The organism is Streptomyces sp. NPDC046122, from assembly GCF_056429965.1.
In genome coordinates, this window is sequence record NZ_JBWKLQ010000003.1 from 144,253 (window position 1) to 170,923 (window position 26,671).

Below are 26,671 nucleotides of genomic sequence, written 5' to 3' on the forward strand. Positions count from 1 at the left end.
TCCAGTGCACGAGTTTGACGTACCGTCAGTTCGACGGGCGCGTGACCCGCTCGAGTTCCAGCAGCACCGACCGGTAGGCGCGTCCCGTGGCGCGTTCCATGCCCACCTCGCACATCCGGTTCGCGGACAGGTACACGTCGTACGCGCGGGCCCCGACCTCCGCGCCCTCGCGCGCCGTCGCCGACTCCGTCAGCTCCTTGTGCAGCATCCCCCGGTCGCCGGCGAACGCGCAGCACCGTACGTCGTCCGGCACGACGACCTCCTCCGCGCATGCCTCCGCGACCGTGTGCAGCGCCGCCTCGTCGCCCAGGTGCCGCATGGAACACGTCGGATGGAGGACGGCGGAACCGGCCCGGCGCCGGACCCGAAGGCGGGGGAGCAGGTGGTCGGCGGCCCAGACGACGGAATCGAGGACGGTCAGCTCCGCGTGCAACTCCCGGTTGGCGGCGGTGAGGTACGGCACCACCTCGTGCGCCAGGCCGAGCGCGCACGACGACGCATCGACGACCAGGGGCAGGATGCCGCCCGCAGTCCAGCCCCAGGCGGCCTCGACCACACGGTTCGCCATGACGGCGTTGCCCGCCTCGTACCCCTTCGAATGCCAGATCGTCGCGCAGCAGATTCCCGTGACGTCGCCGGGAATCCACACCGGCTTTCCGGCGCGCTCCGACACGGCGACGACCGCCCGGGGGAGAGCCGGCCCCCGGTAGCCCTCCGGCTCACCGAAGACGCGGTTGACGCAGGCCGGGAAGTAGACGGCGTGCGCGTCCGTGCGCCGGGTGCGGGGGAGGGGCCGGGCGGCGGCGCCGGGAAGCTGCGGAAGCCACTCCGGCACCAGGCCGGGGCGCACGGCCTTGCGGGCGAGGCCCGTGACCGCCCGGACCAGCCGGTCGCCGGCCCGGTCCGCGGCGGCCGCGGCGAGACGCGCCGACGCCTCGACCGCCCCGAAGTGCTCGGCGGCCAGTGCGGCGACGCGCTCCTCGCGCGGCGAGTGCCGGCGGTGGCGGAAGTCCCGCATCAGCGCGCCGGTGTCGATGCCGACGGGGCAGGCGAGCCGGCAGGTCGAGTCGCCGGCGCACGTGTCCACCGCGTCGTAGCCGTACGCGTCGAGCAGCCCTTTGTGGACCGGCGAACCCGGCTCCTGGCGCATCATCTCCCGGCGCAGCACGATGCGCTGGCGCGGCGTGGTCGTCAGGTCGGCGCTGGGGCACGTCGGTTCGCAGAAGCCGCACTCGATGCACGGGTCGGCGACCGGCTCGACGGCGGGGATGGTCTTCAGGCCGCGCAGGTGCGCCCCGGGGTCGCGGTCCAGGACGACGCGCGGAGCGAGCACGCCGCCGGGGTCGACGACCCGCTTCGTACGCCACATCAGTTCCGTCGCCCTCGGCCCCCACTCCAGCTCCAGGAAGGGCGCGATGTTGCGGCCGGTGGCGTGCTCGGCCTTGAGCGAACCGTCGAAGCGCTCGACCGTGAGCCGGCAGAACGCGTCCATGAACGACGCGTAGCGCGCGACGTCCGAGGGGTCTGCGGCGTCGAAGGCCAGCAGGAAGTGCAGATTGCCGTGCGCCGCGTGACCGGCCACCGCGGCGTCGAACCCGTGCCGCTCCTGGAGCCGCAGCAGCGCCTCGCAGGCCTCCGCGAGCCGCGACGGGGGTACGGCGAAGTCCTCCGTGATCAGGGTCGTACCGGCGGGGCGGGCTCCGCCGACCGCCGCGACGAACGCCTTGCGGGCCGTCCAGTACCCCGCGATCGTCCGCGTGTCCCGGGTGAACGCGTTGGTCACCGAAGCGACCGGAGCGACGAGTTCGAGCCCCGTCAGCGCCTCGTCCGCGGCCCGTTCGTACGCCCCGAGAGCCGCCGCGTCGGGAGCCCTGAACTCCACCAGCAGCGCCGTCGTCTCCCGGGGCAGCCGCGCCCAGTCGGACGGCACGCCCGCGACGCTCACCGAGGCGCGCAGCGTGTTGCCGTCCATCAGCTCGACCGCGACGGCCCCCGCGTCGCCGAAGCGGGCGACGGCGTCAGCGGCGGCGGACAGCGTCGGGAAGAAGAGCAGCGCCGCCGAGAGCACGCGGTCGAGTGGCAGGGTGTCGAAGACGACCTCGGAGAGGAAGCCGAGCGTGCCCTCGGAGCCGACCATCAGCCCCCGCAGGATCTGCACGGGCGTCGTGCCGTCGAGGAAGGCGTCGAGCCGGTAGCCGTTGGTGTTCTTGATCGCGTACTTGGCGCGGATGCGGGCCGTGAGCTCCGGGTCCGTCTCGATCTCGGCCTTGATCGCCATGAGTCCCGCGCACATCCGCGGCTCCGCGCGGGCCAGTTGCTCGTCGGCCGCCGGGTCCGCCGTGTCGACGACCGTGCCGCTGGGCAGGACGAAGGTGAGGGACGCCACCGTGCGGTAGGAGTCGTGGGTGGTGCCTGCCGTCATGCCCGACGCGTTGTTCGCGACGACGCCGCCGATCGTGCACGCGATTGCGCTCGCCGGATCGGGGCCCAGGACGCGGCCGTGACGCGCCAGGGCGGCGTTGGCCCGTACGACCGTGGTGCCCGGCCGGATCCTGGCGCGCGCGCCGCCGTCCAGGACCTCGACGCCCGCCCAGTGCCGGCGTACGTCGACGAGGATGTCCTCGCCCTGGGCCTGGCCGTTGAGCGACGTGCCCGCAGCCCGGAAGACGATCTCGCGGCCCCTGCCGCGGGCGTACGAAAGGACCGCCGAGACGTCGTCGATGTCCTCGGCCACCACGACGACCCGTGGGACGAACCGGTACGGGCTGGCGTCCGACGCGTACCGCGCGAGGTCGGAGACCTTCCACAGCACCTTGTCCGGCCCGAGGAGCGCGATCAGCTCGCTCCGCAGCGGCTCGGGTGTGCCGCCGGCCAGCGCGTCCGGCACCCGGTCGGGCGCGGAAGCGGGCGGGACGGCGGGGCGCGGCGCCCCGGGCTCGGGCTCCAGCAGCGGCATCCGGTCCCCCTCGGTTCAGCAGCGGCGCTCCGGCATCCCGTCGACCAGAGCGGACAGCAGACCGCCGAGCACCTCGCGCTGATCGGCGTCCAACGGAGCCAGGATGTCCTCCGCGGCGTCCCTCCGCGCGCTGCGCAACGCGCGGAGCGTCGCGCGGCCGGTGTCGGTGAGCTCGATCCTGATGACGCGCCGGTTGGTCGGATCGGGTACGCGGCGTACCCGGCCGCTCGCCTCCAGGCCGTCGACCAGCGTCGTCACGGCGCGAGGGACCACCTCCAGGCGCCTGGCCAGGTCGGCCATCCGGGGCGGCTCGTCGTGCAGGTCGTAGTGCGACACCGTGCGCAGCAGGCGCGACTGGGCGGGAGTGATGCCGATCGGCTCCATCTGCTGACGCTGGATCCGGTGAAGCCGGCGCGTCAGGCGCAGGAGCTGCTCGGCCAGCAGGCCGTCGGCGTCTGAGGTGGTCATACCGGGAACGATATCAGGACCATGCTCATTGTGAACACGATCATTGTGAGTAGAGGTAACAATGAGCTAGGCTGCCAGAACCCGTCGTCTCCGACCTTCCGCCGCCTCACCCTTCCGAAGGAGCCCATGCATCCCGACCGGCCCACGTGGACACCGCCGGCCCGCGATCCCGCCCAGCCGGAGGAGCCCGCGCAGGTGCGCCGCATCCTCAGGCTCTTCAGGCCCTACCGGGGCCGACTGGCCGTCGTCGGCCTGCTCGTCGCCGCCTCCTCCCTGGTCGCCGTCGCCTCCCCCTTCATGCTCAGGGAGATCCTCGACACCGCGATCCCCCAGGGCCGCACGGGGCTGCTGAGCCTGCTCGCCCTCGGCATGATCCTGACCGCCGTGGTGACGAGCGTCTTCGGCGTGCTCCAGACCCTGATCTCCACGACGGTCGGCCAGCGCGTCATGCACGACCTGCGCACCGCCGTCTACGCCCAGCTGCAGCGCATGCCGCTCGCCTTCTTCACCCGGACCCGCACCGGCGAGGTGCAGTCCCGTATCGCCAACGACATCGGCGGCATGCAGGCGACGGTCACCTCCACCGCCACCTCGCTGGTCTCGAACCTCACCTCCGTCGTGGCCACGGTCGTCGCCATGCTGGCGCTCGACTGGCGGCTGACGGTCGTGTCCCTCGTCCTGCTGCCGGTCTTCGTGTGGATCAGCCGCCGGGTCGGCCGCGAGCGCAAGAAGATCACCACGCAGCGCCAAAAGCAGATGGCCTCGATGGCCGCCACCGTGACCGAGTCGCTGTCCGTCAGCGGCATCCTGCTCGGCCGCACGATGGGCCGCGCGGACTCCCTCACCAAGTCCTTCGCCGACGAGTCGGAGCGCCTCGTCGACCTCGAAGTGCGCTCCAACATGGCCGGGCGCTGGCGGATGTCCACCATCGGCATCGTCATGGCCGCCATGCCCGCAGTCATCTACTGGGCCGCCGGGCTCACCATGCAGACCGGCGGGGCGGCCGTCTCCCTCGGCACACTCGTCGCCTTCGTCTCGCTCCAGCAGGGCCTCTTCCGGCCCGCCGTGAGCCTCCTGTCGACCGGTGTGCAGATGCAGACCTCCCTCGCGCTCTTCCAGCGGATCTTCGAGTACCTCGACCTGCCGGTGGACATCACGGAGCCCGAGAAGCCGGTCCGGCTGGAGAAGATCCGCGGCGAAGTGCGGTTCGAGGACGTGCACTTCGCGTACGACGAGAAGAACGGGCCCACCCTCACCGGGATCGACGTCACCGTGCCGGCGGGCGGCAGCCTGGCGATCGTCGGTTCCACGGGCTCCGGCAAGAGCACCCTCAGCTACCTGGTGCCCCGGCTGTACGACGTGACGGACGGCAGCGTCACCCTCGACGGCGTCGACGTGCGCGACCTGGACTTCGACACCCTGGCCCGCGCCGTCGGCGTGGTCTCGCAGGAGACGTACCTCTTCCACGCCTCCGTCGCCGAGAACCTGCGCTTCGCCAAGCCGGACGCGACCGACGAGGAGCTGCGCGCGGCCGCGGAGGCCGCGCAGATCCACGACCACATCGCCTCACTGCCCGACGGGTACGACACCCTGGTGGGCGAGCGGGGATACCGCTTCTCCGGCGGCGAGAAGCAGCGCCTGGCCATCGCCCGCACCATTCTGCGCGACCCGCCCGTCCTCATCCTCGACGAGGCCACGAGCGCGCTCGACACCCGTACCGAGCACGCCGTGCAGCAGGCCATCGACGCCCTCTCGGCGGGCCGCACGACCATCACCATCGCGCACCGGCTCTCCACGGTCAGGGACGCGGACCAGATCGTCGTTCTCGACGGCGGACAGACCGTCGAGCGCGGGACGCACGAGGAACTGCTCGCCCGGGACGGCCGGTACGCGGCGCTCGTGCGGCGGGACGCGCGGTTGTCGCCCGCCGTCAGCTGAGCGTCACACGGCGGCCGGCCCTCCCCTGGTACGGGGGAGAAGCGGTTCCGGGTGCCGTGCGGCCGTTCGAGCGAACGGCCTACCCCCTGTTCGTCCGTTCGCCCGCCCGGGATCGGCGAGCGCACCCCGCCGGCTCCCGTGAACGGTGGCCGGGGCGGGTTAGCGTGCCCGCATGGAGAACGAGTCCGCACCGAAGCGGCCCGCGCCCGGGGCCCGTCTCACGCGCCGCGGCCGGCTGCTGCTGATCATCGTCATGGCCGTCACGGTGGCGACCGCGGCGGTCCTGGTACCCCTGCTGCTGCTCCGGGACGGGAAACGCGAGCCGCGGAGCCTGCTCGTCCCGGAGGGCTGGCGGTCCAGGCAGGTGTACGCCGCGGTCGACAAGGCGCTCGGCGTCGCTCCCACGACCACCGAGAAGGCGGCGGGCGCGGCGCGGCTGAAACTGCCGCCCGCGGCCAGGGGCAACCCGGAGGGCTTCCTCTTCCCGGCCACGTATCCCGTCGACGAGAAGACGACGCCGGCCGGTCTGCTCGCCTACATGGTCGACACGGCGGGCAAGAACTTCGGTGTCACCCCCGCGGCCTACCGCGACGTCGTCATCGCCAGCATCGTGCAGGCCGAGGCCGACACGGCCTCGGACATGGGGAAGGTCGCGCGCGTCATCGACAACCGGCTGGCGCTGGGCATGCCGCTCCAGATGGACTCGACGCTCAACTACGCCCTCAAGCGCTCGACCCTCGACACCACGCACGCGGACACGAAGATCAACTCGCCGTACAACACGTACGAGCGCGCCGGTCTCCCGCCGACGCCGATCGGCAACCCGGGGCGCGAGGCGATGCAAGCGGTGCTCAGCCCGCCGCCGGGGAAGTGGCTGTACTTCGTCACCGTCGCGCCGGGGGACACCCGCTTCACCGACAGCTACGCCGAACAGCGCAGGAACGTCGCGGAGTTCAACGCGAACCGCAGGAGCGTCGCCAAGAACGGCGGCTGAAGCGTGGCCAAGAACGGCGGCTGAGCCCTCGCCGCCCGGGACACCTACCCGCCGACGGAAACCGGTTCCCCCGCCGCGGCGACGGAGCCCGCCGCCGCTTCCCGCGCCTCCGCCCCGGCCCTCGGGACCACGATCCGAGCCCCCGGCGCCCCGGCCTCCGACGACGTCCCGGCCCCGGCTGCTGCTCCCGGCGCCCCCGCCTCCGGGGCCGCGGTGCCCGCCGCCGTCGGCCGCTCCAGCAGGCGCATGATCTCCCGTACGGCCGCCCGCCCCGCGCGGTTCGCTCCGATCGTGCTGGCCGACGGGCCGTACCCCACCAGGTGTACGCGCGCGTCGTGGGTGGCCCGCGTGCCCTCCACGCTGATGCCGCCGCCCCGCTCGCGCAGCCCGAGCGGCGCGAGGTGGCCGATCACGGCGCGGAACCCGGTGGCCCACAGGATGACGTCGGCGTCCATCATGCGCCCGTCGGCCCAGGCCACCCCGTCCGGCGTAATCCTGTCGAACATCGGAGACCGGTCCAGCACCCCCTGTGCGCGGGCCCGCGCGACGGCCTCGGTGACGGCCAGTCCGGTCACCGACACCACGCTCTGCGGCGGCAGCCCGCGCCGTACCCGCTCGTCGACGAGCGCGACCGCCGCCCGCCCTTCGTCCTCGCCGAACGGGCCGTCGCGGAAGACCGGCGGGCGCCGCGTCACCCACGTCGTCCCGGCCGCGACGGCGGCGATCTCCATGAGGTGCTGCACGCCGGAGGTCCCCCCGCCCACGACGACCACCCGCTGTCCCGCGAACGCCTGCGGCCCGGGGTAGTCCGCCGTGTGCAGCTGCCGGCCGCGAAAGGTCTCCTGCCCGGGGTAGCGGGGCCAGAACGGCCGGTCCCAGGTGCCCGTCGCGTTGATCAGCGCGCGCGTGGACCAGACGCCCGCCGTCGTTTCCACGCGCAACCGCCCGCCCTCGCCGTCGCGGACCGCCCGCACGTCCACGGGCCTCCGTACCCGCAGGCCGAAGGCCCGCTCGTACGCCGCGAAGTACTCCGCGACGACCTGCGACGAGGGGCGGCTCGCGTCCGCGCCGGTCAGTTCCATGCCCGGCAGGGCGTGCATGCCGTGCACCTTGCCGTACGTCAGGGTCGGCCACCGGAACTGCCACGCGCCGCCCGGCCGGGGGGAGTGGTCGAGCACGACGAAGTCGCGTCCGGGCTCCAGGCCCGCGCGCCGCAGGTGGTAGGCGCTGGACAGGCCCGCCTGGCCGGCGCCTATGACGACGACGTCCACTTCCCGCACCGCAGAATCGTTCATGTTTCTACTAACAGGAGGCGGGGTGCGGATCTTCCCGCCCCACGTAATTCCCGGCGATGCGGGTACGGTGCCGGAATGACGCCCGTCGCATACGTGTACCGCGTGGACGCCCCAGCCGGAAGCGCCGGATGGCGCCCCCTCGGCGCCCGCTACCGAGGCACCATCACCACCGCCACCCAACCCGAGGACGCCGAGTTCGTGGCCGCGGTGGTGGTGCGTGACCTTGCGACGGAGTGGGATCACGAGGGTTCCGGCGTCCACCACGTGCGCATCTGCGTGTGGCGCGACGCGGAGGGCGTGGGCCCGGAGGACGCCGAATGCACGGTGGAGGTCCAGCCGGACCTGGACACCCTGCCGGGCGCGTAGGACCGGACCACCCCGTACCGCCCGCCGCCCGCCTGCCGGCCCCAGCCGCCCACCCGTACGGCGTACCGCCCCCTCCGTACGGCCCACCGCCCCGCCGCGGGAACCGGGACCCGCGCCGCCCCGCCGTCCGGGGCGGCCGGTGGGCCATGATGGAGGCATGTCCGACGTGTTCACCACCCGCATCCTGAACGTCACCACCGGCTCCGGCGAGACCGTCGCCGATCTGACGCAGCAGTGCGAAGAGTTCCTGCAACAGGCGGCGCGCGGCCGGGACGGTCTGCTCAACGTGTTCGTCCCGCACGCCACGGCCGGCATCGCGGTCCTGGAGACCGGTGCCGGCAGCGACGCCGACCTCCTCGCCACGCTGCACACCCTGCTCCCCGCCGACGACCGCTGGCAGCACCGCCACGGCTCCACCGGCCACGGCCGCGACCACGTGCTCCCTGCGCTGGTGCCTCCGCACGCGACCCTGCCGGTCGTGGGCGGCCGCCTGGAACTGGGCACGTGGCAGTCCGTCTGCCTCGTCGACACCAACAAGGACAATCCGGACCGTCAGGTGCGCCTGAGCTTCCTCGGCTGAGGCGGGAGGCGTGAGCGCGCCGACTCGGGGCACGCGGTCGGCATGCCTATTCTGAGGAAAGCCGCGCGCCCCCTACTCGCCTCCGTCTTCGTCTCGGGCGGACTCCGTACCCTGCGCGACCCGCGCTCCGTGGCACCCGCCGCCGACCCGGTGGCCCAGCCCGTGGCGGAACGGGTCCCGCAGCTCCCGGACGACACGGAGCGGCTCGTACAGCTCAACAGCGCAGTCCAGTTGGGAGCCGGGTTCCTGCTCTCCATCGGCCGGTTCCCGCGCGCCTCGGCGCTCGCGCTGGCCGCCACGCTCGTGCCGACGACGCTCGCCGGTCACGCCTGGTGGAAGACCGAGGACCCCGACGAACGGGACCGTCAGCGCGTTCAGTTCGTCAAGAACATGTCGCTGTTCGGCGGGCTGCTGCTCGCCGCCGCCGACACGCACGGCAAGCCGTCGCTCGCCTACCGGTCCCGGTCGGCCGCCTCCTCCGGCCGCCGCAGCGCCCGCCGCGCCCGGCGGGACGTGGAATCCGCCGTCTCCGGGGCGGCGCAGAGCGTGCAGTCGGCGGCCGGCTCAGTACGCGACCGGCTCCCCGTCGGCTGAGGGCACCCGCGCGACCGGGGCCCTGCCGACCGAGGACACCTCCCGCGACCGGGGCCCCGCAGGTCGGTCGAGTATCCGCGCGAACGAGGCCCTGCCCCGCGCCGGCTGCGGGCCACCGCGCTCGCTCAGCCCGCCTTCCCGTGGGCCCGCGCTCTCGCCCGGTGCAGCGGCAGGCGTTCTTCTTCGCCCAGGCCGCCCCACACCCCGGAGCGCTGTCCGGAGCGCACGGCGTAGGCGAGGCACTGCCGGGTCACGGGGCAGTGTCCGCAGACCTCCTTGGCCGCGGCCTGCTCGTCCAGCGCGGGTCCCTTGACCCCGACGGGGAAGAACAGTTCCGGGTCGGTGTCCGCGCAGGCCGCCGCGCTCAACCACCTCTCGTCCAGCGGGAGCACATCCATGGGGCGCCGGGTGCCCTTGCCGTCCGGAGCCAAACCGGTTCTCGCACATCGCGCAGCGGAACGGGCTCCGTGTGATCGTAGGGATTGTGACCACGTCGAATGACGACGCCCGCAGGGGGGACCCGGAACGTCGTAGAGACCCGGCGACGAGGAGACCACGATGCGCGCACTGACCTGGCACGGACGGCGGGACGTACGGGTGGAGACGGTGCCCGACCCGCAGATCAAGGACCCGACCGACGTGATCGTACGCGTCACCTCGACCGGCATCTGCGGCTCCGACCTGCACCTGTACGAGGTCCTCGGCCCCTATCTGGACGCGGGAGACATCCTCGGCCACGAGCCCATGGGCATCGTCGAGGAAGTGGGCTCGGGGGTCTCCGCCCTGACGCCGGGAGACCGGGTGGTGATCCCCTTCAACGTCTCCTGCCAGCACTGCTTCATGTGCCAACAGGGCCTGCACTCGCAGTGCGAGACCACCCAGGTACGGGAGCGCGGCACGGGCGCGTCGCTCTTCGGATACACCAAGCTGTACGGTCAAGTCCCCGGCGGACAGGCCGAGTTCCTCCGTGTGCCGTTCGGAGACAGCCTGCCGATCAAGGTGCCGCAGGGGCCGCCCGACGAGCGTTTCGTCTACCTCTCCGACGTGCTGCCCACCGCCTGGCAGGCCGTCGAGTACGCCGCGATCCCGCCCGGCGGCACGGTGACCGTACTCGGTCTCGGCCCCATCGGGGACATGGCCGCCCGCATCGCCCTGCACCGGGGCGCGAGCCTGGTCATCGGCGTCGACCTGGTGCCCGAACGGCTGAGCCGCGCGGCGGGCCGCGGCGTCAAGGCGCTCGACCTGCGCAGTTACGGGAAGGACCTCCCCGACGCCATCCGCGACCTGACCGACGGGCGGGGCACCGACTCGGTGATCGACGCCGTCGGCATGGAGGCCCACGGCGCGCCCGTCGCCAAGGCCGCCCAGTGGATGACCGGCCTGCTCCCCGACGCCGTCGGACGGCGGCTCATGGAGAACGCCGGAGTCGACCGCCTGCACGCCCTCTACACCGCGATCGACGTGGTGCGCCGGGGCGGCACGATCTCCCTGTCCGGCGTCTACGGCGGCATGGCGGACCCGATGCCCATGCTCACCCTCTTCGACAAGCAGATCCAGCTGCGGATGGGTCAGGCCAACGTCAAGCGCTGGGTGGACGACATCCTGCCGCTGCTCGACGACGCCGACCCGCTGGGCGTCGAGGGATTCGCCACCCACTCGCTGCCGCTCGCGGACGCGCCGCAGGCGTACGAGACGTTCCAGGAGAAGCGGGACGGCATGGTCAAGACGCTGCTCAAGCCCTAGGCGTGCGGGCCCAGGTCGAAGACGCCGTACCCGAAACCGTCGGCCGTGACGGCCTTCTCGTCGACGCGTACGCCCGAGACCTCCAGAGGCCGGGGGAGCGACCCGCCGCGCACGGCGGCGGGCGCGGCGACGGCGGCCGCGTCGCGGCGCGGGTTGACGACGACCAGGTAGCGCCCGCCCCGCAGGTGGACGAAGGGGTGGCCGTCGTGCAGGACGGCCACCGTCCCCGCGCTGCCCAGCTCCGGGGTGGCCCGGCGCAGGGCGACCAGACGGCGGACCAGGTGCAGCAGCGAGCCCTCGTCCCGGCGCTGCGCGGCCACCGCGGGCCGGTCCGGGTCCGGGTCGAGGGGCAGGTAGAAGCGCTCGGGCGGGGCGGTCGAGAAACCGGCCCCCGGGCCGGCGTCCCACTGCATGGGCGTACGGGAGCCCGCGCGGTTGTAGCGCGGCCCCAGCACGCTGCCCTCGGTGTCCGGAAGGCCGGGAACGAAGCGCATGCCGATCTCGTCGCCGTAGTAGATGGCGGGCAGCGTCGGCCAGGTGAGCTGGAAGGCGAACGCGGCGGGGAGCTGCTCCGGCGTGCGGGGACCGCAGTTGAGGCGGGCGAAGTCGTGGTTGGAGGTGGGCAGGGCGGCGAAACCGCGCCCGGCGACGATGTCGGCCGCCTCCCGCCACGCCTCCACGAACGGGCGCGGCGAGCCCTTGCCCTCGGGATCGAAGAAGCAGTCCACGGGGTCCCAGTCGTCGCTGTCCGTGCCGTGCCGGTTGTTCCACAGCGAACGCAGGGGCCGGCCCTCGGCGGGGCCGCCGAACTGGAGGAAGAAGTCGCCGTGGAAACCCGCGGATACGGACACGGCCGGGTCGCCCCACTCCGACAGCAGGACCGCGTCGGGGTGAGCGGCGTCCAGCCAGTGGCGCACCTCGGTCCAGATCCGGGACGTCTCCACCCGGCCGGGGTCGTCCTTGACGAGTGACGCGGCCATGTCGACGCGGAAGCCCGACAGGCCCAGGCGGAGCCAGTGGTCCATGATCTCGCGCAGGGCGGCGCGGTTGGCGCGGGGGCCCTCGGCGTCGACGGGCCGGCGCCAGGGCTCAGCCGGATTCCCGCGCGCGTAGCCGAAGTTGAGGGCCGGCTGGGAGTCGAAGAAGTTCGGCAGGTACGCGCCGGGGCGGGTGCCGGGCGAGGCAACAAAGCCCGCCGGCGGCGGCTCGGTGCCGTCGGTCCAGATGTAGCGGTCGTCGGCGGGGTCGTCGGCCGAGGCGGTAAACCAGGGGTGCTGGTCGGAGGTGTGCCCGGCGACCAGGTCGAGCAGTACGCGGATGCCGTGGCGGCGTGCCTCCCCGACGAGCGCGGCGAGGTCGTCGTCCGTGCCGTAGCGGGGGGCGAGCGCGAAGTAGTCGCTGACGTCGTAACCGGCGTCGCGGAACGGCGAGGCGAAGCACGGGTTCAGCCAGACGGTGTTCACGCCCAGCCAGGCGAGGTGGTCGAGGTGTCGGGCGATGCCGTTGAAGTCCCCGATGCCGTCGCCGTCGGAGTCGGCGAAGGACTGGGGGTAGATCTGGTAGAAGACGGCGTCGGCCAGCCAGGCCGGGGCGGGTTGGAACGATGTCATGCGTCGGGCTTCCTTCCCTCGTGGTCAGTACGCCGACACCGACCATGACACCGCGACGCCCCGGCCGGGAAGTATCCGGCCGGGGCGTCGGAACTGCGGGTGAACCGCGCGTGACTAGTCCTGCTGTGCGCCCGAGGGGAGCGTACGCAGCTTCATCGTGGTGCGGGTGTTGAACGCCCAGTCGAGCATCTTCTTGGCGTCCGTGTAGCGGTTGGCGTCGTTCAGGACGACCCCCACGACCGTCCGGTCGCCCCGCTTGGCGGCGAACACCAGGCAGGGACCGGCGACGGAGCCCGTACCGGTCTTGATGCCGATGGCGCCGCTGTACGAACCGAGCAGCTGGTTCGTGTTGTACCAGGTGTAGACCCGGCCGTTGGTGGCCGTCTGCTTGGTGCTCCTGGCCTTGACGACCGTCCCGAAGGTCGAGCTCGCGAGCGCGCGACGGGCCAGCTTGGCCGAGTCCCGGGGCGTCGTGAGGTTGTTGCCCGCCGCCGAGATGCCGTCGAAGGAGTCGTACTTGGTGTTGGTCATGCCCAGCGAGGCGGCCTTCTTGTTCATCTTGGAGATGAACGACTTCTTGCGGGCCGTCTCGGTGGTGCCCGTGCCGAACGTGTCGGCGAGGGCGTACGCGGCGTCGCAGCCGGACGGCAGCATCAGCCCGTACAGCAGCTGACGCACCGTGAGCTTGTCGCCCCGCTTGAGGTCGGCCGTGCTCGCACCGTTACGGGCGACGTAGTCGCGGTAACTCTGCTTGACGGTGACCAGCTTGTTGAGGTTGACCCCGCTCGTCTCCAGCACCACGACGGCCGTCATGATCTTCGTTGTGCTGGCCATCTGCCGCTTCGTGTCGGCGGACTTGCTCCACAGCGTCCTGTTGGGCTTGCTGTCGAGCAGGAACGCGCCCTTGGCGCTGACGGTGGGACCGGTGACCGCCTGAGCGGTCGCCGTCGGTGTGATCACCGCGAATGCCGCCGTCGACGCGACCAGCGTCATCCCCCATCGGCGGACTGCTGTGCCCCCTGATCTCACGTATCGCTCTCCGTTTCATCAACTGCGCAAACAATGTCGAACGGCATGTTCGCATCAGGTACGGGGCGGGGGAACGGTGGGGTGTGTGTGAAGTTGTGGTGACCGGTCCCGCCCCGCCGCGTGTCCGGGGAAGACGCGCGGGGCCCCTGGCCCGGTTCCGGCCGCGGCGGCTCCCGGGTGTCCTGTGGCCCGAACTCGCCTCCCGCGCACGGGACAAGAGGGCTGCCGAGGTCAGCGCTGCGCGGCGGAGGCCGAACGCCCCACCGATTCGACGAGCGGGAGCAGCCGGTGCGGCACCCGTTCGCGCAGGGCCACCTCGGTGCGCGTCCGTACGACGCCGGGAATCTGGATCAGCCGCTGGATGACGTCCTCCAGGTGTCCGGCGTCCCGCGCGGCCACCCGCGTCAGCAGGTCGCCGCCGCCCGTGATGGAGAACGCCTCGATGATCTCGGGCACGGCCGCCAGCGCGTCACCCACCTCGTCGAGATGCCCCTGCGTGACCTCCACGTGGACGAAGGCGAGCACGGGGTGGCCCAGGGCGGCGGGGGAGAGGGTGGGGCCCGTGCCGGTGATCACGCCGTCGCGCTCCAGCCGCTCGAGGCGGGCCTGGAGTGTTCCGCGGGCGATGCCGAGGAGACGGGCGTACTCGCGCACACTCGTGCGCGGCTGCTCGATGAGCAGCCGCAGGATGCGGGTGTCGAGCTCGTCCACTGCCATGTTCCGTCGGTCTCCTTCTGGGCCTGCTGTCCGGCCGTAGACCCTACAGAGCCGCCGGCCTCCCACCGCGCGACCGATCCACTGTGTCCGATAGGATGCAAATTAGCGTCGTATGTACTACTTCAACTTGCTTAGGCAGAACATGGCCCGGGATCACGACGAAGACGAAGAGCGGCCCCGCGAGCGAGAACGCGAAGGGCGTCCCAAACGGCTCTCGGCGCCCCGGGCGATGCGTTCGGCGACGCAGCAGCTGGAGGGCCTGCTGGGCAGGGCCCCCGAATCCGTGTCGGCGGTGCGTCCCACCGACGACGACGGGTGGGAGGCCGAGGTCGAGGTGCTGGAGCTGGAGCGCATCCCCGAGACGACGAGCGTGATGGCCAGCTACCGGGTCACGCTCGACGCGGACGGCGAACTCATGTCGTACGAGCGGATCCGCCGGTACACGCGCGGTCAGACCGACCGACGGGCCTGAGTGCCCGGCCGCATGCCGGCGGTGCCGTACAGGTGAACACAGCGGGACAGGGCGTGCGCCGGATGCGGCGCCGCTCACGAAGGGAGGCGCCATGACTGTGGTGCCGCAAGGCGGCGGAGGCGGCGTGGCCCAGGGCGGTGGCGGCGGCTCCGGGTCGCTGTACGACGTACTGGAACTGATCTTGGACCGCGGACTCGTCATCGACGTGTTCGTCCGGGTCTCGCTGGTGGGCATCGAGATACTGAAGATCGACGCCCGTGTCGTCGTCGCCAGTGTCGACACCTACCTGCGCTTCGCCGAGGCCTGCAACCGGCTCGACCTGGAGACGGGGCGCAAGGCGCCGAGCCAGCTGACGGACGTCGTGGGCCAGGTCACCGAGGGTGGGGCCAAGGGCAAGAGCAAGGGCGCCCTCACGGGCGCGGTGGAGGCGTTCACCGACTCGCTCCACCAGGGCCGTGAGGAAGAGCGCGAGCCGGCCGAGGAGCGGGAGAGGTCGCGGCCCTCGCGCCGCCCTTCCCGGCACCGGGAAGAGTGAGCCATGGCGGTCTATGTCTACGCGATCACGGCCGAGGCCCATCCGCTGCGCCTGGACGGCCTGGCCGGCGTCGGAGATCCCCCGGAGGAGCTGCGTACGGTCGACGGCCGGTCGCTGGCCGCGGTCGTCAGCGACGCCCCGGAGGGGCTGAAGGCCAAGCGGCGCGACGTTTTGGCGCACCAATCCGTTCTGGAGCGACTGATGGCCGACGGAAGCGTGCTGCCGCTGCGCTTCGGGGCCCTCGCGCCCGACGACGACGCGGTGCTGCGGGTGCTGGACGAGAGCGCCGACGCCTACCTGGAGCGGCTGTCGGAGCTGGACGGCTGTGTGGAGTTCCACCTGAAGGCGTCCGTTGCCGAGGAGGCGTTGCTGCGGGACGTCCTTCTCGAGTCGGAGGAGGCGCGCCGGCTGAACGACGACGTCCGGGCGGGCCGGGGCGGTCAGGACCTGCGGATGGCGCTCGGCGAACTGGTCGCCGGGGAGGTCCAGCGGCGTCACGAGGTGCTCGCCGCGCAGACCGTGGACGCGCTGCGGCCGCTGGCACGGGACGTCAGGACGTCGGAGCCGACGGGCGACGACTTCGTCAGCGTCTCGTTCCTGGTGGAGCAGGCCCGTCAGAACGAGTTCATGACGGCGCAGAAGGACCTCGCCGACCGGCGTGGTGAGGACTTCGCCTTCCGCCTCCACGGGCCTCTGCCGCCGTACAGCTTCGTCTGACCGACTCGTCGCCCGGGAGATGTGGCCATGGGCTTGCTGACTCAAATTCTGACCTTTCCGCTGGCCCCCGTGCGGGGCGCCGGGTGGGTGGTGGAGCAGGTGGCGCGCGCCGCCGAGCAGGAGTTCTACGACCCCGGGCCCGTAATGCGGGAACTCGCCGAACTGGAAGAGGCGCTGACATCCGGCCGGATCGACGAGGAGACGTTCGACCGGCGTGAGGACGAGCTGCTGGAGCGGCTTGAGGAAATCCGCCGCTATAGGGAGAACCCACGATGAACAAGGCGACAACAGGTGCGGCGTTGCTCGGCGGTTATCTGCTGGGACGGACGAAGAACGGGAAACTCGCTCTGGCCGTCGGGGCCTGGGCGATCAAGAGAAACGTGGACACGAAGAAGCTCACCTCCGCGCTCGTCGGCTCACCGGTGATGGACGCCGTCGGCGAGCAGGTGCGCAAGGACCTGCTCAACGCGGGCAAGGAGGCGTCCTCCGCCGCCGTGGACGCGGTGACGGGCAGGCTGGCCGACACCCTCCACGAGCGCACGGTGGGCCTGCGGAAGGAGACGTCCAAGACCCTCGGGACGGTTACGGGGGAGGAGGAGCCGCAGGAGCCGGAAGAGTCGGAGGAGGAACCTGAGGAGTCGGAGGAGCAACCGGAGGAGCCGGAGGAGTCGGCGGAGGAACCGGAAGAGCCGGAGGAGGAAACGGAGCGGGACGCCGAGGCCGGAGGGGAGCGGGACGCCGCGTCCGAGGACGAGCCGGAGGCCAAGAAGCCCGCCAAGGTGCCGGCCCGCAAGGCCGCCAAGTCGGCGGGCAGGAGGAAGCCGGCAACCCCCTCCGCGCAGAGCGGTGAACGCACCGGCGGCGGCACGAAGAGGAGGTCGGAGTGATGGCCGACACCAAGAAGACGGGTCTTGCCGGCGAAGCGGGCAATCGGCTGATGGAAGAGCTCCAGCAGTATCTGCAGGCCCGGGCCGAGCGGACCGTGGCCTCCATGGGCGAGCGCCTGGGGGAGGCCACCAAGCAGCTGGCCGAACCCGGAGGCTCCGTCGGCGACACCCTCTCCATGCTGGCCAAGGGCGGCAAACAGCTCAGTGAGGGCAAGTCCCCCGCCCGGGTCGCGGGCGGAATGGGGGTCTCCCACATGGTCGGCGGTCTGAAGGACAAGGTGAAAGGTCTGTTCGGAGGCCACAAGGGCGGCAAGGGCGAGACCCGGACGAAGAGCGTCGTCATCATCGAGGACATCAACGTCGGCGTCCCCGTGCGGCAGGCCTACGACCAGTGGACCCAGTTCCAGCACTTCAGCCGCTTCGCCAAGGGCGCGGTCAATGTGGAACGGGCCGACGACACCACCTCCAACTGGCAGGTGAAGGTCGCCAAGTCCAACCGCAGCTGGAAGGCGAAGATCACCGAACAGGTGCCGGACGAACGCATCGCCTGGTCTTCCGAAGGAGCCAAGGGCACGACCAAGGGCGCCGTCACCTTCCACTCGCTCGACGACAACCTCACCAAGGTGCTCGTCGTGGTCGAGTACTTCCCGAAGGGGCTGTTCGAGAAGACCGGCAACATCTGGCGCGCCCAGGGCCGCCGTCTGCGCCTCGACCTCAAGCTGTTCCGCAAGTTCGTCACCATGCAGGACGAGCCGGCCGAGGGCTGGCGCGGCGAGATCCGCGACGGCGAGGTGGTGCGTGAGCACGACGAGGCCGTCGAGGAGGAAGAGAAGGAGAAGCGCCGCGCGGAGGACGAGGACGGCGACGGGGAGGACCACCGCGACGAGGAGGGCGGGGAGGACGACCGCGAGGCGGACGACGACTACGAGGGGGACGAAGAGGGCCAGGACGGCCAGGACGGCCACTGGGACGAAGGCGAGGACGAGGAGGACGAGGACTGGGAGGACGAGGAGGCGCCCCAGGACGAGCCCGCGAGGGCCGGCGGGGCGCGGGACGGGGACTCCGGGGAAGAGCCCTACGACGAGGAGCCGTACGACGAGGAGGAAGAACCGTCCGAGGACGAACGCCCGCGCCGCCGCGCCGCCGGCCGGCGCTGAGCAACGTCGGATCGAGGTCGAACGGACGTGACCGAACCAGCCACAGGCAACCTGGGCTCCTTCTCGTCACGGGCGACCCCTGCCCCGTACGGCCAGGGCACGTCGGCCAACCTGGCCGACATCCTGGAGCGCGTACTGGACAAGGGCATCGTGATCGCCGGTGACATCCAGATCAACCTCCTCGACATCGAGCTGCTCACCGTCAAGCTGCGCCTGCTCGTGGTCTCGGTCGACAAGGCCAAGGAGATGGGCATCGACTGGTGGGAACACGATCCGTCCCTGTCCTCCCGCGCCGAGGGCGGCGCCCGCGATCTGGCCGAGGAGAACCGGCTGCTGCGCGAGGAGATCGCCGCCCTGCGCGACGCCCGGGCACTTCCGCCGTCCGACCGGCGGCGCGTCGAGCGGACGGTCGAGCGGCGGCCCTCTGAGCGGACGTCGGAGGGAGCGCCGGAACGGACGTCGGAACGGGCGCGCGAGCGCACGCCGGAAGGGGCGCCCGAGCGCACGGCGGAGGGCGCGCCGGAGCGGACGCCCGAGCGGCCCCGGCGCAAGGCGGCTCCGTCCAAGCCCGCCCGCCCCGGTGAGAAGCGGCTGCCGAGGACCGACCGATGACCGGCGCCACTCCCCCCGGCGCGCCCACGGAGACCACCACGACCGTGACGTATGTGTACGGCGTGGCGGCCCCGCGGGACGGGCTGCGGGAGACGGTGGCGTCCCTGCGGGGCGTCGCCGGTGCGCCGGTGCGGCTGGTGACCGGAGAAGGGGGAGGACCGGCGGCCATCGCCGGCGACGTCCCGGCCGGCGACTTCGAGGCCGAGCCCCTCGCCGCCCACTTCGAGGACCTCACCTGGCTGGAGGCGGTGGCCCGGGCGCACCACGGCGTCATCGACGCCGTTGCGGCCGGCGGCGCCGTCCTGCCGCTGCGGCTGGCGACCATCTACCGCGACGACGACCGCGTCCGCGCCATGATCACGGCCGACCGCACCGCGTTCGAGCGCCGCCTCGCCCGCCTGGCCGACAGCGTGGAATGGGGAGTCAAGGTGTACTTCGAACCGCCGCAGGAACCGGCAGCCCCCACGCCTCCCGCCCCCGGGGCGGAACTGAGCCCCGGGCGCGCCTACCTGCGCGGCCGCCACCGGGAGCGCGACACCCGCCAGGACGCGATCCGGGCAGCCGCGGAGTCCGCCGAGCGCGTTGAGGCAGCCGCCCGCGCCCACGCCGTCGAGCAGGCGCGCCACCGTCCGCAGCAGGGCCCGCTGGCCGCCGGCTCCGGCGACAACATCGTCAACGACGCCTACCTGGTGCCGCGCGAACGGGCCGACGACTTCCGGCTCGCGGTCGAACGGGCCGCGGCGGAGTCCGGCGCCATCCGCGTCGAGATCACCGGGCCGTGGGCGCCGTACTCCTTCGCCGCGTCCGGGCCGGACGACAGCGGCGCGCAGGACCGGGCGGTGATGACGTGACCACGGCCGGCCGCCCCGTGCCCGGCCCGGCGCAGCCCGGCCCGCTGGAACGCCCTCCGCTGCCCGACCGCCAGGTCGCGCTCATCGACCTGCTGGACCGCCTGCTCACCGGTGGGGCCGTCATCACGGGTGACATCACGCTGTCGATCGCCGACATCGATCTCGTACGCATCTCCCTGCGCTCACTCATTACCTCCATCTCCGCCGAGATGCCGGCGCCCTGGCCCGGCGGTGGCCCCGTCCCCGCTCTGCCGCCGGGCGACCGGCCCCTCCCGCCATGACACCGGACGCCCGGGACGCCCCCGACCCCCGGGACGCACGCGGGGCATCGGACGCCCGCAGCCGCTACGACGAGGTGGCCGACGCGGCCGGCCGGGCGTTCCGCCTGTTCCCCGCCGCTCCGCAGGACCTGCCCCGGCCGGGTCACGAGCGGGCCCACCGGACGAGCGCCCGGATCAACACCGACCCGGACACCGTCGAACGGGACCTGATGAAACTGGTGCTCACGCTCGTCGAACTCCTGCGTCAGCTGATGGAGCGCCAGGCCATGCACCGTGTGGACGCGGGTGATCTCACCGAGGACGAGGAAGAGCGCCTGGGGATGACGCTGATGCTCCTCCACGACCGCATGACGGACCTCTGCTCCCGCTACGGCCTGACCATGCAGGACCTCAACCTGGACCTGGGCCCCCTGGGCACCCTCCTCCCACCCGCCGAGCCGCCCGCGTGACGGCGTACGAAAGGGCTTGCGGGCGCGGCGTACGGCGGGCTTGCGGCGACCGGGTCGGACGCCTCCCTCGTCCCCGTGGTCCGTTGGCCCGCGCGCGGGCGGTGATCACCGCATTTCGCTGGGCCAATGGCACAGTGTCTGACGCCTGACTTGAGCCATGGGGGCATCAGATGTTCTGATGGACGGGTCGATGGCGCCGCGGACTCCGTGGCGCCTTTTTCATGCCGGTGCGGTATCAGTGCGACATCCGTGCGATGTCAGAGCGAAAGCGGGGCGGAAAGCAGTGCTGAAGAGGATGTTCGTGGTGCCGGACCCGGGACGGCTGCGGCTGCGCAGCGCCACCCGGTCCGTCCTCGGCGTCGGGCTGGCCGTGGCCGTCTGCGGCCTCACCGGTCACACCCTCCCCGCGGTCATCACCGGCGGGCTCGCGGCACTCCTCGCCCTGTTCACGGTCACCGACGCGACGGTCCGCTCCCAGGTGCTGAGCACCGCCCTGCTGCCCGCCGTCGGCTTCCCCGTCCTCGCTCTCGCGGCCGGGCTGCACGACACCCCACTGCTGCGCGACGCGGCGTTCCTCGCCGTCGCCGGGCTCGGGGTGTACGCCCGGCGCTGGGGCCCGCGCGGCCACGCGCTGGGCGTGTTCGCCTTCATGATGTTCTTCGTGGCGCAGTTCCTGCACACGGTCCCCGGGCAGCTGCCCGGCCTGTACACCGCGGTCGCCCTCGCCCTGCTCGCCTCCTCCGGCGTCCGCTTCGGCCTGTGGTGCTACGAGCGGCGCCTCCCGCCGCCCGCCGCCCCCGCGCTCCCCGGCGGCACCGGCCTCGCACGCCCCACGACCCGCCAGGCTGTCCAGGTCGCCGTGGCCGGCGCGTTCGCCCTCGTGGTGGGCCAAGTGCTCTCCGAGGGACGCTGGTACTGGGCCGTCGGCGCCGCCTGGTGGATCTTCGTGAACACCTCGTCGCGCGGCGAGACCCTGCTCCGCGGCTTCCGCCGGCTCCTCGGCACGGTCGTCGGCATCGTCGCCGGGCTGCTCCTCGCCCTCCCGCTGCACGGGGCGGTCGCCCCCACGGCGGCCCTCGTGGCGGTGTGCGTCTTCGGGATCTTCTACACCGCGCCGGTGTCGTACAGCTGGATGATGCTCGCGGTCACCCTGATGGTCTCCCTGCTGTACGGGCTGCTGGGTGCCCTGGAGCCGAGCCTGCTCGCCCTGCGGCTCGCGGAGACCGGTGTCGGCGCCCTGGGCGCGGCGCTCGCCGTGACCTTCGTCCTGCCCGTCACGACGCACTCCACCACCCACGCCTGGATCGAACGCGCCGTGCGCAGCGTGCAGGACTGCACCACCACCGCGGCCCGCCGGCTGGCGGGCGACCCGGACGCCGACCCGGCGCCGCTCGCCGCTCAGCTCGAGGTCGTGATCGGCCGCGCGCGGCTCTCGCTGGCTCCTCTGGTGCACCCCCTCAACCCGCTGCGCGCCCGCAAGGCCCGTGCCCGCCAGGTCCTCGCCCTGCTGGACGACTGCGCCCGTGAGGTGCGCGGACTCGCCTCCGTCGCCGCCGACCCGCAGGCGTCGCACGACGCGCGCCTGGCAGCGGCCTGCTGGCGCGTGGAGGCCGCGGTCCAGGCCCTGGTGTCGCCCGGCGGGCGGCCGGCCGCCGCGCCCGACCCAGCGACCCGGACGGCCGCCGAGCGGAACGACCACCCGACCGCGGAGGCCGCCCTGCGCCACCTCCACGGCCTGGAGAAGGTGCTGACCGAACTCGCCGCGCCCCTGCACAGCTCCCCGGACTCCCCGCTGGTCGGGTCCTGAACCGGGGACTTCCCCCGGCGGGTCCCGACCCGCCGCGCCGCCCGGGAGAATGTGACTGGGCCTCCGGGCTCTCACAGCCCGCACGGCTGTGCGCGATCACACGGCGGAAAGGGGCTCCACGGTGAGCAGCAGCAACGAGGCGGAACCGGCTGTCGCAGGGCCGCAGGGGGCCGGCCGGCCGGTCCGGGCGTTCATCGGGTCGTTCACCTCGGCGGGCGGCCGCGGGGTCACCGCCGCGCACGTCGACCCGCGGACGGGCGCGCTGACCCCGCTCGGCTCGACCGACGCCGTCGCCGACCCGTCGTTCCTGGCCCTCGTGCCCGGCGGAACGATTCTGTACGCCGTCAGCGAGACGGAGGACGGAGCCGTCGCGGCCTTCGACGTGTCCGGCGACGGCGCCCCCCTCCCCGCGGGCGAGCCGGTTCCCGTGGGCGGCGCCGCGCCCACCCACCTCGCGCTCGCCGCCGGGCACGTGGTGACCGCCAACTACGGGTCCGGCAGCCTCACGGTGCTCCCCGTCGGCGCGGAGGGGGGCCCGGAAGCCGCGACCGGCGTACTGCACCACCGGGGCAACGGCCCCGACCCGGACCGGCAGGCCGGGCCGCACGCACACCAGGTGCTGCCCGATCCCACGGGAGGGTGGGTGCTCAGCGTCGACCTCGGCACCGACTCCGTACGGGTCTGCGCCCTCACGGCGCCCACCGGCACCCTGCGCGTGCACACCGAGACCGCGCTGCGGCCCGGCACCGGCCCCCGTCACCTCGCCTTCCACCCCGGCGGCGGACACGCGTACGTCGTGGGCGAGCTGGAGCCGACCGTCACCGTCTGCCGCTGGGACGCCGAGTCCGGAGTGCTCGTACCGCTGCGTGAGACGCCCGTGGTGGCGCCGGGCACGGAGGGGGCGACGTACCCCTCAGAGGTCGTCGTCGCCCGCGACGGGCGCTTCCTCTGGGTGGCGAACCGGGGGCACGACAGCATCGCCGTGCTCGCGCTCGCCCCGAGCGGGGCCGTGGCGGAGTTCGTGACGACTGTGGAATGCGGCGGGCACTGGCCGCGCGACCTCGCCCTCGATCCGTCGGGGCGCAGGCTCTACGCCGCCAACGAGCGCTCCGGTGACGTCACCTGGTTCGACATCGACGAGGAGACCGGCATACCGCGCCGCGCGGGCTCCGTGGAGGCGCCGGCGGCGTCCTGCGTCGTCTTCGGCTGAGACCTGACCGCGAGCCGCGTCCGCCGGGGACGGTGCGAGAGCGCGGAACGGGGGCACGTGGGGAAAGCCCGAGGGCCCGCACCGGTCGTCCGGTGCGGGCCCTCGGGCGTCGCTCCTGGGCGCTCGTGGCCGCGCTCAGTGGGCGGGCATGCCCTGGGCAGGCTGCGGAGCGATGCCCAGCGCCGTCGTGTAGTGCGACAGGGCCAGCTTGCCGATGGCCGGGTAGGCGCCCAGCGGCTCGGCGGTCGCGCAGTCGGCCTCCTTGACGGCCGCGTCCAGGAGGCTGTCGGGCACCTCGGGACCGATCACGTAAGGCGCCAGGGCGAGCTGCGTGGAACCGGAACCGCGCAGCTGCTCCGCCACCGCGGCCACCGAGCCCTCCTCGTCGAGCGCGGCGGCGATCACCGGTACTGCGAGCCGCGCGGCCAGCAGCATGCCGGTGATCCCGGCGGCCTGCACGGCCTCGTCGCCGCCCACGGTCGCCAGGATGATGCCGTCGGCCGCGGTCGCCACCGTGAACAGCCTGGCGCGGTCCGCGCGGGACAGACCGGCCTCCGAGAGGCGCACGTGCAGGGCCTCCGCGAGCAGCGGGTGCGGGCCGAGGACGTCGGTCAGCTCGACGGCGGCGCGGCTGTCCATGACGGCCTGCCGTATCCGGCGCATCAGGGCGTTCTCCGGGCCCGCGAGCAGCGGCACCACGACCGCCGCGGGGCCCTGCGGCTCGGCGGCCTCACGGCCCGCTGCGCGCGCCTGCTCGTAGCGGGCCGTGCGCTCGGCGGCGGTGTGCGCCAGCACGCTTTCGAGGGCGGGGTACTCGTCGTTGTCGCCGTCGAGGTACCCGATCCTGGCGTCGAGGCCGGGCAACTCGGAACGGGCGATGCTGACGACTTCCTCCGCCAGGCTGCGCGACGCGCTGCCCGGGGTGCCGGGGACGGCGAGGACAAGCGCGGGCGCGCCCTCGGGTGCCACCACGGGTTCCGGCCGGCGGTGCCGTCCGGACTGTCGTGGTCGCGGCATTCGTACAGGCAGGCCGGATGCGGGCCCAGTGGGGGAGCTCATGGCGCCGCATGCTACTGGGTTTGTGTGCTCGGCTGTTCGGGGAGGGGGCGTTGCAGCGGTGTCTGTCCGTATTTCTCCCGTGAGTCGCTATGCGTTCAACTGCCCTGCTCTGTCGGTACGTGCAGCAGCCGCCCGTCGACGGGCAGCCGCAGGCCGTCCGTGGCGAGCGCGGCGGCGACGCGCACCGCCCCCGCCAGCGGATCTCCTGCCGCCGGGACGGTCCGCGCGTGCGGCAGCCGCTCGGCGAGCGCCGCCCGCAGCGGTACGAGCAGTGGCTCGCCCATCTTGAACAGGCCACCCGTGAGGGCGACCTCGCCCACCCCGGCCGGCGGACAGACCGCGACGGCGGCGTCGGCGATGTGCCCGGCCGCCTCCCGCAGGATGCGCACGGCGACCGGATCCGCGGGTGCGGCCGTCGCGCAGCGGGCCACCTCCGGCGCGAACGAGGCCAGCACGGCGGGGCGGTCGGCGCGCGGGTAGAGCAGGCTGGGCAAGCCGGGCGCGGGGCCGAACACAGCCTCCAGGCGGGCCAGCAGTGCGGGCGAGCCCCCGCGGCGCCCGTCATGGGCGCGCATCGCCGCTTCCAGTCCGGCGCGGCCGATCCAGGCGCCGCCGCCGCAGTCGCCGAGCAGATGCCCCCAGCCGTCCGCCCTGCGCCAGTCGGTCAGGTCCGTCCCCAGCGCGATCATGCCGGTGCCGGCCGCGACCACCGCGCCCGGGCGCATGCCGAGCGCCCCGGTGTACGCCGTGACCGCGTCGGCGGCCAGCGCGAGACGCCGTACGCCCAGGGCGCTCGCCAGGGCCCCGGGCAGCCGGGCCCGCAGGTCGTCGCCGAGCGTCGCCATGCCCGCCGCGCCGATGGCGACGGCGCCGACCGCGACGGGGGGAGCGGCGGCGTCCCCGTCGCCGGCTTCGCCGAGCAGCGCACGGGCCATGGGCAGCAACTGCTCCAGCAGGTGCGCCGCGTCGATCCCGGCGGGGCTCGTGCGCACCGGCTCGCGCGACGCGGTGACCTTGGCGCCCTCCGGGGCCGAGGCGTCCGCGAGGGCCACCCGCAGCCCCGAACCGCCGGAGTCGACCCCGAGCACCCAGGGCGTCACGGCGGGGCCGGTGGTGCGGGGACGTAGCCTCATGGACCGAACTCCAGGCAGACGAGCGGCATCGACGGCACCCTATCCCGCGACCGACGCACCGGACCGGGCCAACGGCGGGGCGGTGCCCAGTGCTGCGGCCGGGTCGGCGATGCGGTCGGCCCGGCAGTGTCGGCGGACTCGCGATGTGGTCGGACCGGTGATGCCGTCGGGCCGGCCTTCCGGTCGGACGCGGACCCGCGATCCAGCCGGCCCAGCGGTCGCGGGCCCCGTGGTCGTGCGGGTCGGTGGTCGTGCGGGTCGGTGGTCGTGCGGGGCCGACCGGGCCTGCGGGCACGGCGGTCGGCGCCAGCCGGAAACCGGGCAGGGCAGGCGGTGGTGCGGCCCGGGCGGCCGGCCGGGCACGGCGGTCGTGGCGGGCGGGTGGGTCGCTCGGGAGGGCCGCGCGGGGCGCCGGCCGACCGGGGGCCTCCGTACCGCGACGGGCGGGTTGGGGAGCGGGCAGGTTGCACCAGTAGAGTGACGCGCCGTGGCAGCACTACCGTTGAACCGACTTGTCGAGCCCGGCTGGGCGGACGCCCTTCACCCTGTGGCGGGGCGCATCGCGGCCATGGGCGACTTCCTGCGTGCGGAGATCGCGGCAGGCCGGACGTACCTGCCCGCCGGCCCCAACGTCCTGCGCGCCTTCCAGCAGCCCTTCGACGAGGTGCGGGTGCTGATCGTGGGTCAGGACCCGTACCCGACCCCGGGCATGGCCATGGGGCACAGCTTCTCGGTCGCGCCGGACGTGCGCCAGTTGCCGGGAAGCCTGGAGAACATCTTCCGTGAGCTGCACAGCGACCTCGGCCTGCCCCGCCCCTCCAACGGTGACCTGACGCCCTGGACCCGGCAGGGCGTGCTGCTGCTGAACCGCGCGCTGACCACGGCTCCCCGCAAACCCGCCGCCCACCGGGGCAAGGGCTGGGAGGAAGTGACGGAGCAGGCCATCCGCGCCCTGGTGGCGCGAGGGAAGCCGCTGGTGTCCGTGCTGTGGGGCCGTGACGCCCGCAACCTGCGGCCCCTGCTCGGCGACCTCCCGGCCGTCGAGTCCGCGCACCCGTCACCCATGTCGGCCGACCGCGGCTTCTTCGGCTCGCGGCCGTTCAGCCGCACCAACGACCTCCTCGTCCGCCAGGGCGCGCAGCCGGTGAACTGGCAGCTCCCCTAGGCCGGGCGCGCGTCTCGGAGCCACGGCGCGCACGGGGAGGCCCGTG

28 protein-coding genes are annotated in these 26,671 nt (G+C 73.2%); 19 read left to right on the forward strand and 9 right to left on the reverse strand.

Annotated features, from left to right (window positions below; translation table 11 throughout):
* Positions 1-25 precede the first annotated feature (25 nt).
* On the reverse strand, positions 26-2,956 hold the full coding sequence (locus AC07FK_RS09940; RefSeq protein WP_479104178.1) for an FAD-binding and (Fe-S)-binding domain-containing protein: 2,931 nt from the start codon (positions 2,954-2,956) through the stop codon (positions 26-28).
* Positions 2,957-2,971: 15 nt separating this feature from the next.
* Complete coding sequence (locus AC07FK_RS09945) at positions 2,972-3,424, reverse strand: MarR family winged helix-turn-helix transcriptional regulator (protein WP_479104180.1); 453 nt, start codon at positions 3,422-3,424, stop codon at positions 2,972-2,974.
* Positions 3,425-3,550: 126 nt separating this feature from the next.
* Here AC07FK_RS09945 and AC07FK_RS09950 point away from each other — a divergent pair, with 126 nt between their 5' ends.
* Together AC07FK_RS09950 and mltG are read left to right on the forward strand one after the other, a co-directional pair.
* Positions 3,551-5,362: an ABC transporter ATP-binding protein gene (locus AC07FK_RS09950; protein WP_479104182.1), complete on the forward strand. Its 1,812-nt coding sequence runs from the start codon at positions 3,551-3,553 to the stop codon at positions 5,360-5,362.
* A 172-nt stretch (positions 5,363-5,534) separates the two neighbouring features.
* On the forward strand, positions 5,535-6,356 hold the full coding sequence (gene mltG / locus AC07FK_RS09955; RefSeq protein ID WP_479104183.1) for an endolytic transglycosylase MltG: 822 nt from the start codon (positions 5,535-5,537) through the stop codon (positions 6,354-6,356).
* Positions 6,357-6,400: 44 nt separating this feature from the next.
* On the opposite strand, the gene AC07FK_RS09960 is transcribed toward mltG, so the two are convergent.
* Positions 6,401-7,651 carry an NAD(P)-binding domain-containing protein gene (locus AC07FK_RS09960; protein WP_479104185.1) on the reverse strand — a complete coding sequence of 417 codons (1,251 nt, stop codon included), beginning with the start codon at positions 7,649-7,651 and terminating at the stop codon, positions 6,401-6,403.
* 75 nt (positions 7,652-7,726) lie between these two features.
* Between AC07FK_RS09960 and AC07FK_RS09965 the strand changes: the two genes are divergently transcribed.
* The 3 genes from AC07FK_RS09965 (at position 7,727) to AC07FK_RS09975 (ending at position 9,191) form a co-directional block, all read left to right on the forward strand.
* Positions 7,727-8,017: a hypothetical protein gene (locus AC07FK_RS09965; protein WP_453405122.1), complete on the forward strand. Its 291-nt coding sequence runs from the start codon at positions 7,727-7,729 to the stop codon at positions 8,015-8,017.
* Positions 8,018-8,174: 157 nt separating this feature from the next.
* The gene (locus tag AC07FK_RS09970; RefSeq protein WP_479104186.1) at positions 8,175-8,597 is read left to right on the forward strand and encodes a secondary thiamine-phosphate synthase enzyme YjbQ; all 423 of its coding nucleotides are present in this window, start codon (positions 8,175-8,177) and stop codon (positions 8,595-8,597) included.
* 42 nt (positions 8,598-8,639) lie between these two features.
* Positions 8,640-9,191, forward strand: coding sequence for a DoxX family protein (locus AC07FK_RS09975; protein ID WP_479104188.1), 552 nt, complete (start codon positions 8,640-8,642; stop codon positions 9,189-9,191).
* Positions 9,192-9,316: 125 nt separating this feature from the next.
* On the opposite strand, the gene AC07FK_RS09980 is transcribed toward AC07FK_RS09975, so the two are convergent.
* Positions 9,317-9,589, reverse strand: coding sequence for a WhiB family transcriptional regulator (locus AC07FK_RS09980; RefSeq protein WP_479104189.1), 273 nt, complete (start codon positions 9,587-9,589; stop codon positions 9,317-9,319).
* Positions 9,590-9,749: 160 nt separating this feature from the next.
* On the opposite strand from AC07FK_RS09980, the gene AC07FK_RS09985 reads away from it, so the two are divergent.
* Positions 9,750-10,934: a zinc-dependent alcohol dehydrogenase gene (locus tag AC07FK_RS09985; RefSeq protein WP_479104190.1), complete on the forward strand. Its 1,185-nt coding sequence runs from the start codon at positions 9,750-9,752 to the stop codon at positions 10,932-10,934.
* Here the strand turns inward: AC07FK_RS09985 and AC07FK_RS09990 are convergent.
* The 3 genes from AC07FK_RS09990 to AC07FK_RS10000 all read right to left on the reverse strand — a co-directional run bounded on the left by AC07FK_RS09990 (position 10,931) and on the right by AC07FK_RS10000 (position 14,290).
* Positions 10,931-12,544, reverse strand: a complete 1,614-nt coding sequence (locus AC07FK_RS09990; RefSeq protein WP_479104192.1) for an alpha-amylase family glycosyl hydrolase — start codon at positions 12,542-12,544, stop codon at positions 10,931-10,933. The two genes, AC07FK_RS09985 and AC07FK_RS09990, sit on opposite strands and share 4 nt — an antisense overlap.
* A 114-nt stretch (positions 12,545-12,658) precedes the next feature.
* The gene (locus AC07FK_RS09995) at positions 12,659-13,537 is read right to left on the reverse strand and encodes a D-alanyl-D-alanine carboxypeptidase family protein (RefSeq protein WP_479104194.1); all 879 of its coding nucleotides are present in this window, start codon (positions 13,535-13,537) and stop codon (positions 12,659-12,661) included.
* A gap of 267 nt (positions 13,538-13,804) precedes the next feature.
* Positions 13,805-14,290 carry an Lrp/AsnC family transcriptional regulator gene (locus AC07FK_RS10000; RefSeq protein WP_479104196.1) on the reverse strand — a complete coding sequence of 162 codons (486 nt, stop codon included), beginning with the start codon at positions 14,288-14,290 and terminating at the stop codon, positions 13,805-13,807.
* Between the two features lie 142 nt (positions 14,291-14,432).
* Between AC07FK_RS10000 and AC07FK_RS10005 the strand changes: the two genes are divergently transcribed.
* The 12 genes from AC07FK_RS10005 to AC07FK_RS10060 all read left to right on the forward strand — a co-directional run bounded on the left by AC07FK_RS10005 (position 14,433) and on the right by AC07FK_RS10060 (position 23,268).
* Positions 14,433-14,762, forward strand: a complete 330-nt coding sequence (locus AC07FK_RS10005; protein ID WP_479104198.1) for a gas vesicle protein GvpO — start codon at positions 14,433-14,435, stop codon at positions 14,760-14,762.
* 91 nt (positions 14,763-14,853) lie between these two features.
* Complete coding sequence (locus tag AC07FK_RS10010) at positions 14,854-15,297, forward strand: gas vesicle structural protein GvpA (RefSeq protein WP_453405131.1); 444 nt, start codon at positions 14,854-14,856, stop codon at positions 15,295-15,297.
* 3 nt (positions 15,298-15,300) lie between these two features.
* Entirely contained in the window at positions 15,301-16,014 is a 714-nt protein-coding gene (locus AC07FK_RS10015; protein ID WP_479104200.1) for a GvpL/GvpF family gas vesicle protein, read from the forward strand.
* A 27-nt stretch (positions 16,015-16,041) separates the two neighbouring features.
* Complete coding sequence (locus AC07FK_RS10020) at positions 16,042-16,290, forward strand: gas vesicle protein GvpG (protein WP_479104202.1); 249 nt, start codon at positions 16,042-16,044, stop codon at positions 16,288-16,290.
* Complete coding sequence (locus AC07FK_RS10025) at positions 16,287-16,901, forward strand: hypothetical protein (protein ID WP_479104204.1); 615 nt, start codon at positions 16,287-16,289, stop codon at positions 16,899-16,901. The genes AC07FK_RS10020 and AC07FK_RS10025 overlap by 4 nt, the downstream gene beginning before the upstream one ends.
* Positions 16,901-18,058, forward strand: a complete 1,158-nt coding sequence (locus tag AC07FK_RS10030) for an SRPBCC family protein (protein WP_479104206.1) — start codon at positions 16,901-16,903, stop codon at positions 18,056-18,058. Before AC07FK_RS10025 ends, AC07FK_RS10030 begins: the two co-directional genes overlap by 1 nt.
* 27 nt (positions 18,059-18,085) lie before the next feature.
* A complete protein-coding gene (locus AC07FK_RS10035) occupies positions 18,086-18,670 on the forward strand; it encodes a gas vesicle protein (protein WP_479104208.1) in 585 nt (194 codons plus the stop codon).
* A complete protein-coding gene (locus AC07FK_RS10040) occupies positions 18,667-19,521 on the forward strand; it encodes a GvpL/GvpF family gas vesicle protein (RefSeq protein WP_479104210.1) in 855 nt (284 codons plus the stop codon). Before AC07FK_RS10035 ends, AC07FK_RS10040 begins: the two co-directional genes overlap by 4 nt.
* Complete coding sequence (locus AC07FK_RS10045) at positions 19,518-19,802, forward strand: gas vesicle protein (RefSeq protein ID WP_479104211.1); 285 nt, start codon at positions 19,518-19,520, stop codon at positions 19,800-19,802. The genes AC07FK_RS10040 and AC07FK_RS10045 overlap by 4 nt, the downstream gene beginning before the upstream one ends.
* Positions 19,799-20,251: a gas vesicle protein K gene (locus AC07FK_RS10050; RefSeq protein WP_479104213.1), complete on the forward strand. Its 453-nt coding sequence runs from the start codon at positions 19,799-19,801 to the stop codon at positions 20,249-20,251. Before AC07FK_RS10045 ends, AC07FK_RS10050 begins: the two co-directional genes overlap by 4 nt.
* A 283-nt stretch (positions 20,252-20,534) precedes the next feature.
* Positions 20,535-22,058, forward strand: coding sequence for an FUSC family protein (locus tag AC07FK_RS10055; protein WP_479104215.1), 1,524 nt, complete (start codon positions 20,535-20,537; stop codon positions 22,056-22,058).
* 121 nt (positions 22,059-22,179) lie between these two features.
* Positions 22,180-23,268, forward strand: a complete 1,089-nt coding sequence (locus AC07FK_RS10060) for a lactonase family protein (protein ID WP_479104217.1) — start codon at positions 22,180-22,182, stop codon at positions 23,266-23,268.
* 135 nt (positions 23,269-23,403) lie between these two features.
* Here AC07FK_RS10060 and AC07FK_RS10065 read toward each other — a convergent pair whose 3' ends face one another.
* Both AC07FK_RS10065 and AC07FK_RS10070 read right to left on the reverse strand, forming a co-directional pair.
* Positions 23,404-24,327, reverse strand: a complete 924-nt coding sequence (locus AC07FK_RS10065) for a sirohydrochlorin chelatase (protein WP_479104218.1) — start codon at positions 24,325-24,327, stop codon at positions 23,404-23,406.
* 95 nt (positions 24,328-24,422) lie between these two features.
* Positions 24,423-25,460, reverse strand: a complete 1,038-nt coding sequence (locus tag AC07FK_RS10070; protein WP_479104220.1) for an N-acetylglucosamine kinase — start codon at positions 25,458-25,460, stop codon at positions 24,423-24,425.
* A gap of 487 nt (positions 25,461-25,947) precedes the next feature.
* Between AC07FK_RS10070 and AC07FK_RS10075 the strand changes: the two genes are divergently transcribed.
* Positions 25,948-26,625 carry a uracil-DNA glycosylase gene (locus AC07FK_RS10075; RefSeq protein WP_479104222.1) on the forward strand — a complete coding sequence of 226 codons (678 nt, stop codon included), beginning with the start codon at positions 25,948-25,950 and terminating at the stop codon, positions 26,623-26,625.
* The last annotated feature ends 46 nt before the right edge of the window (positions 26,626-26,671 follow it).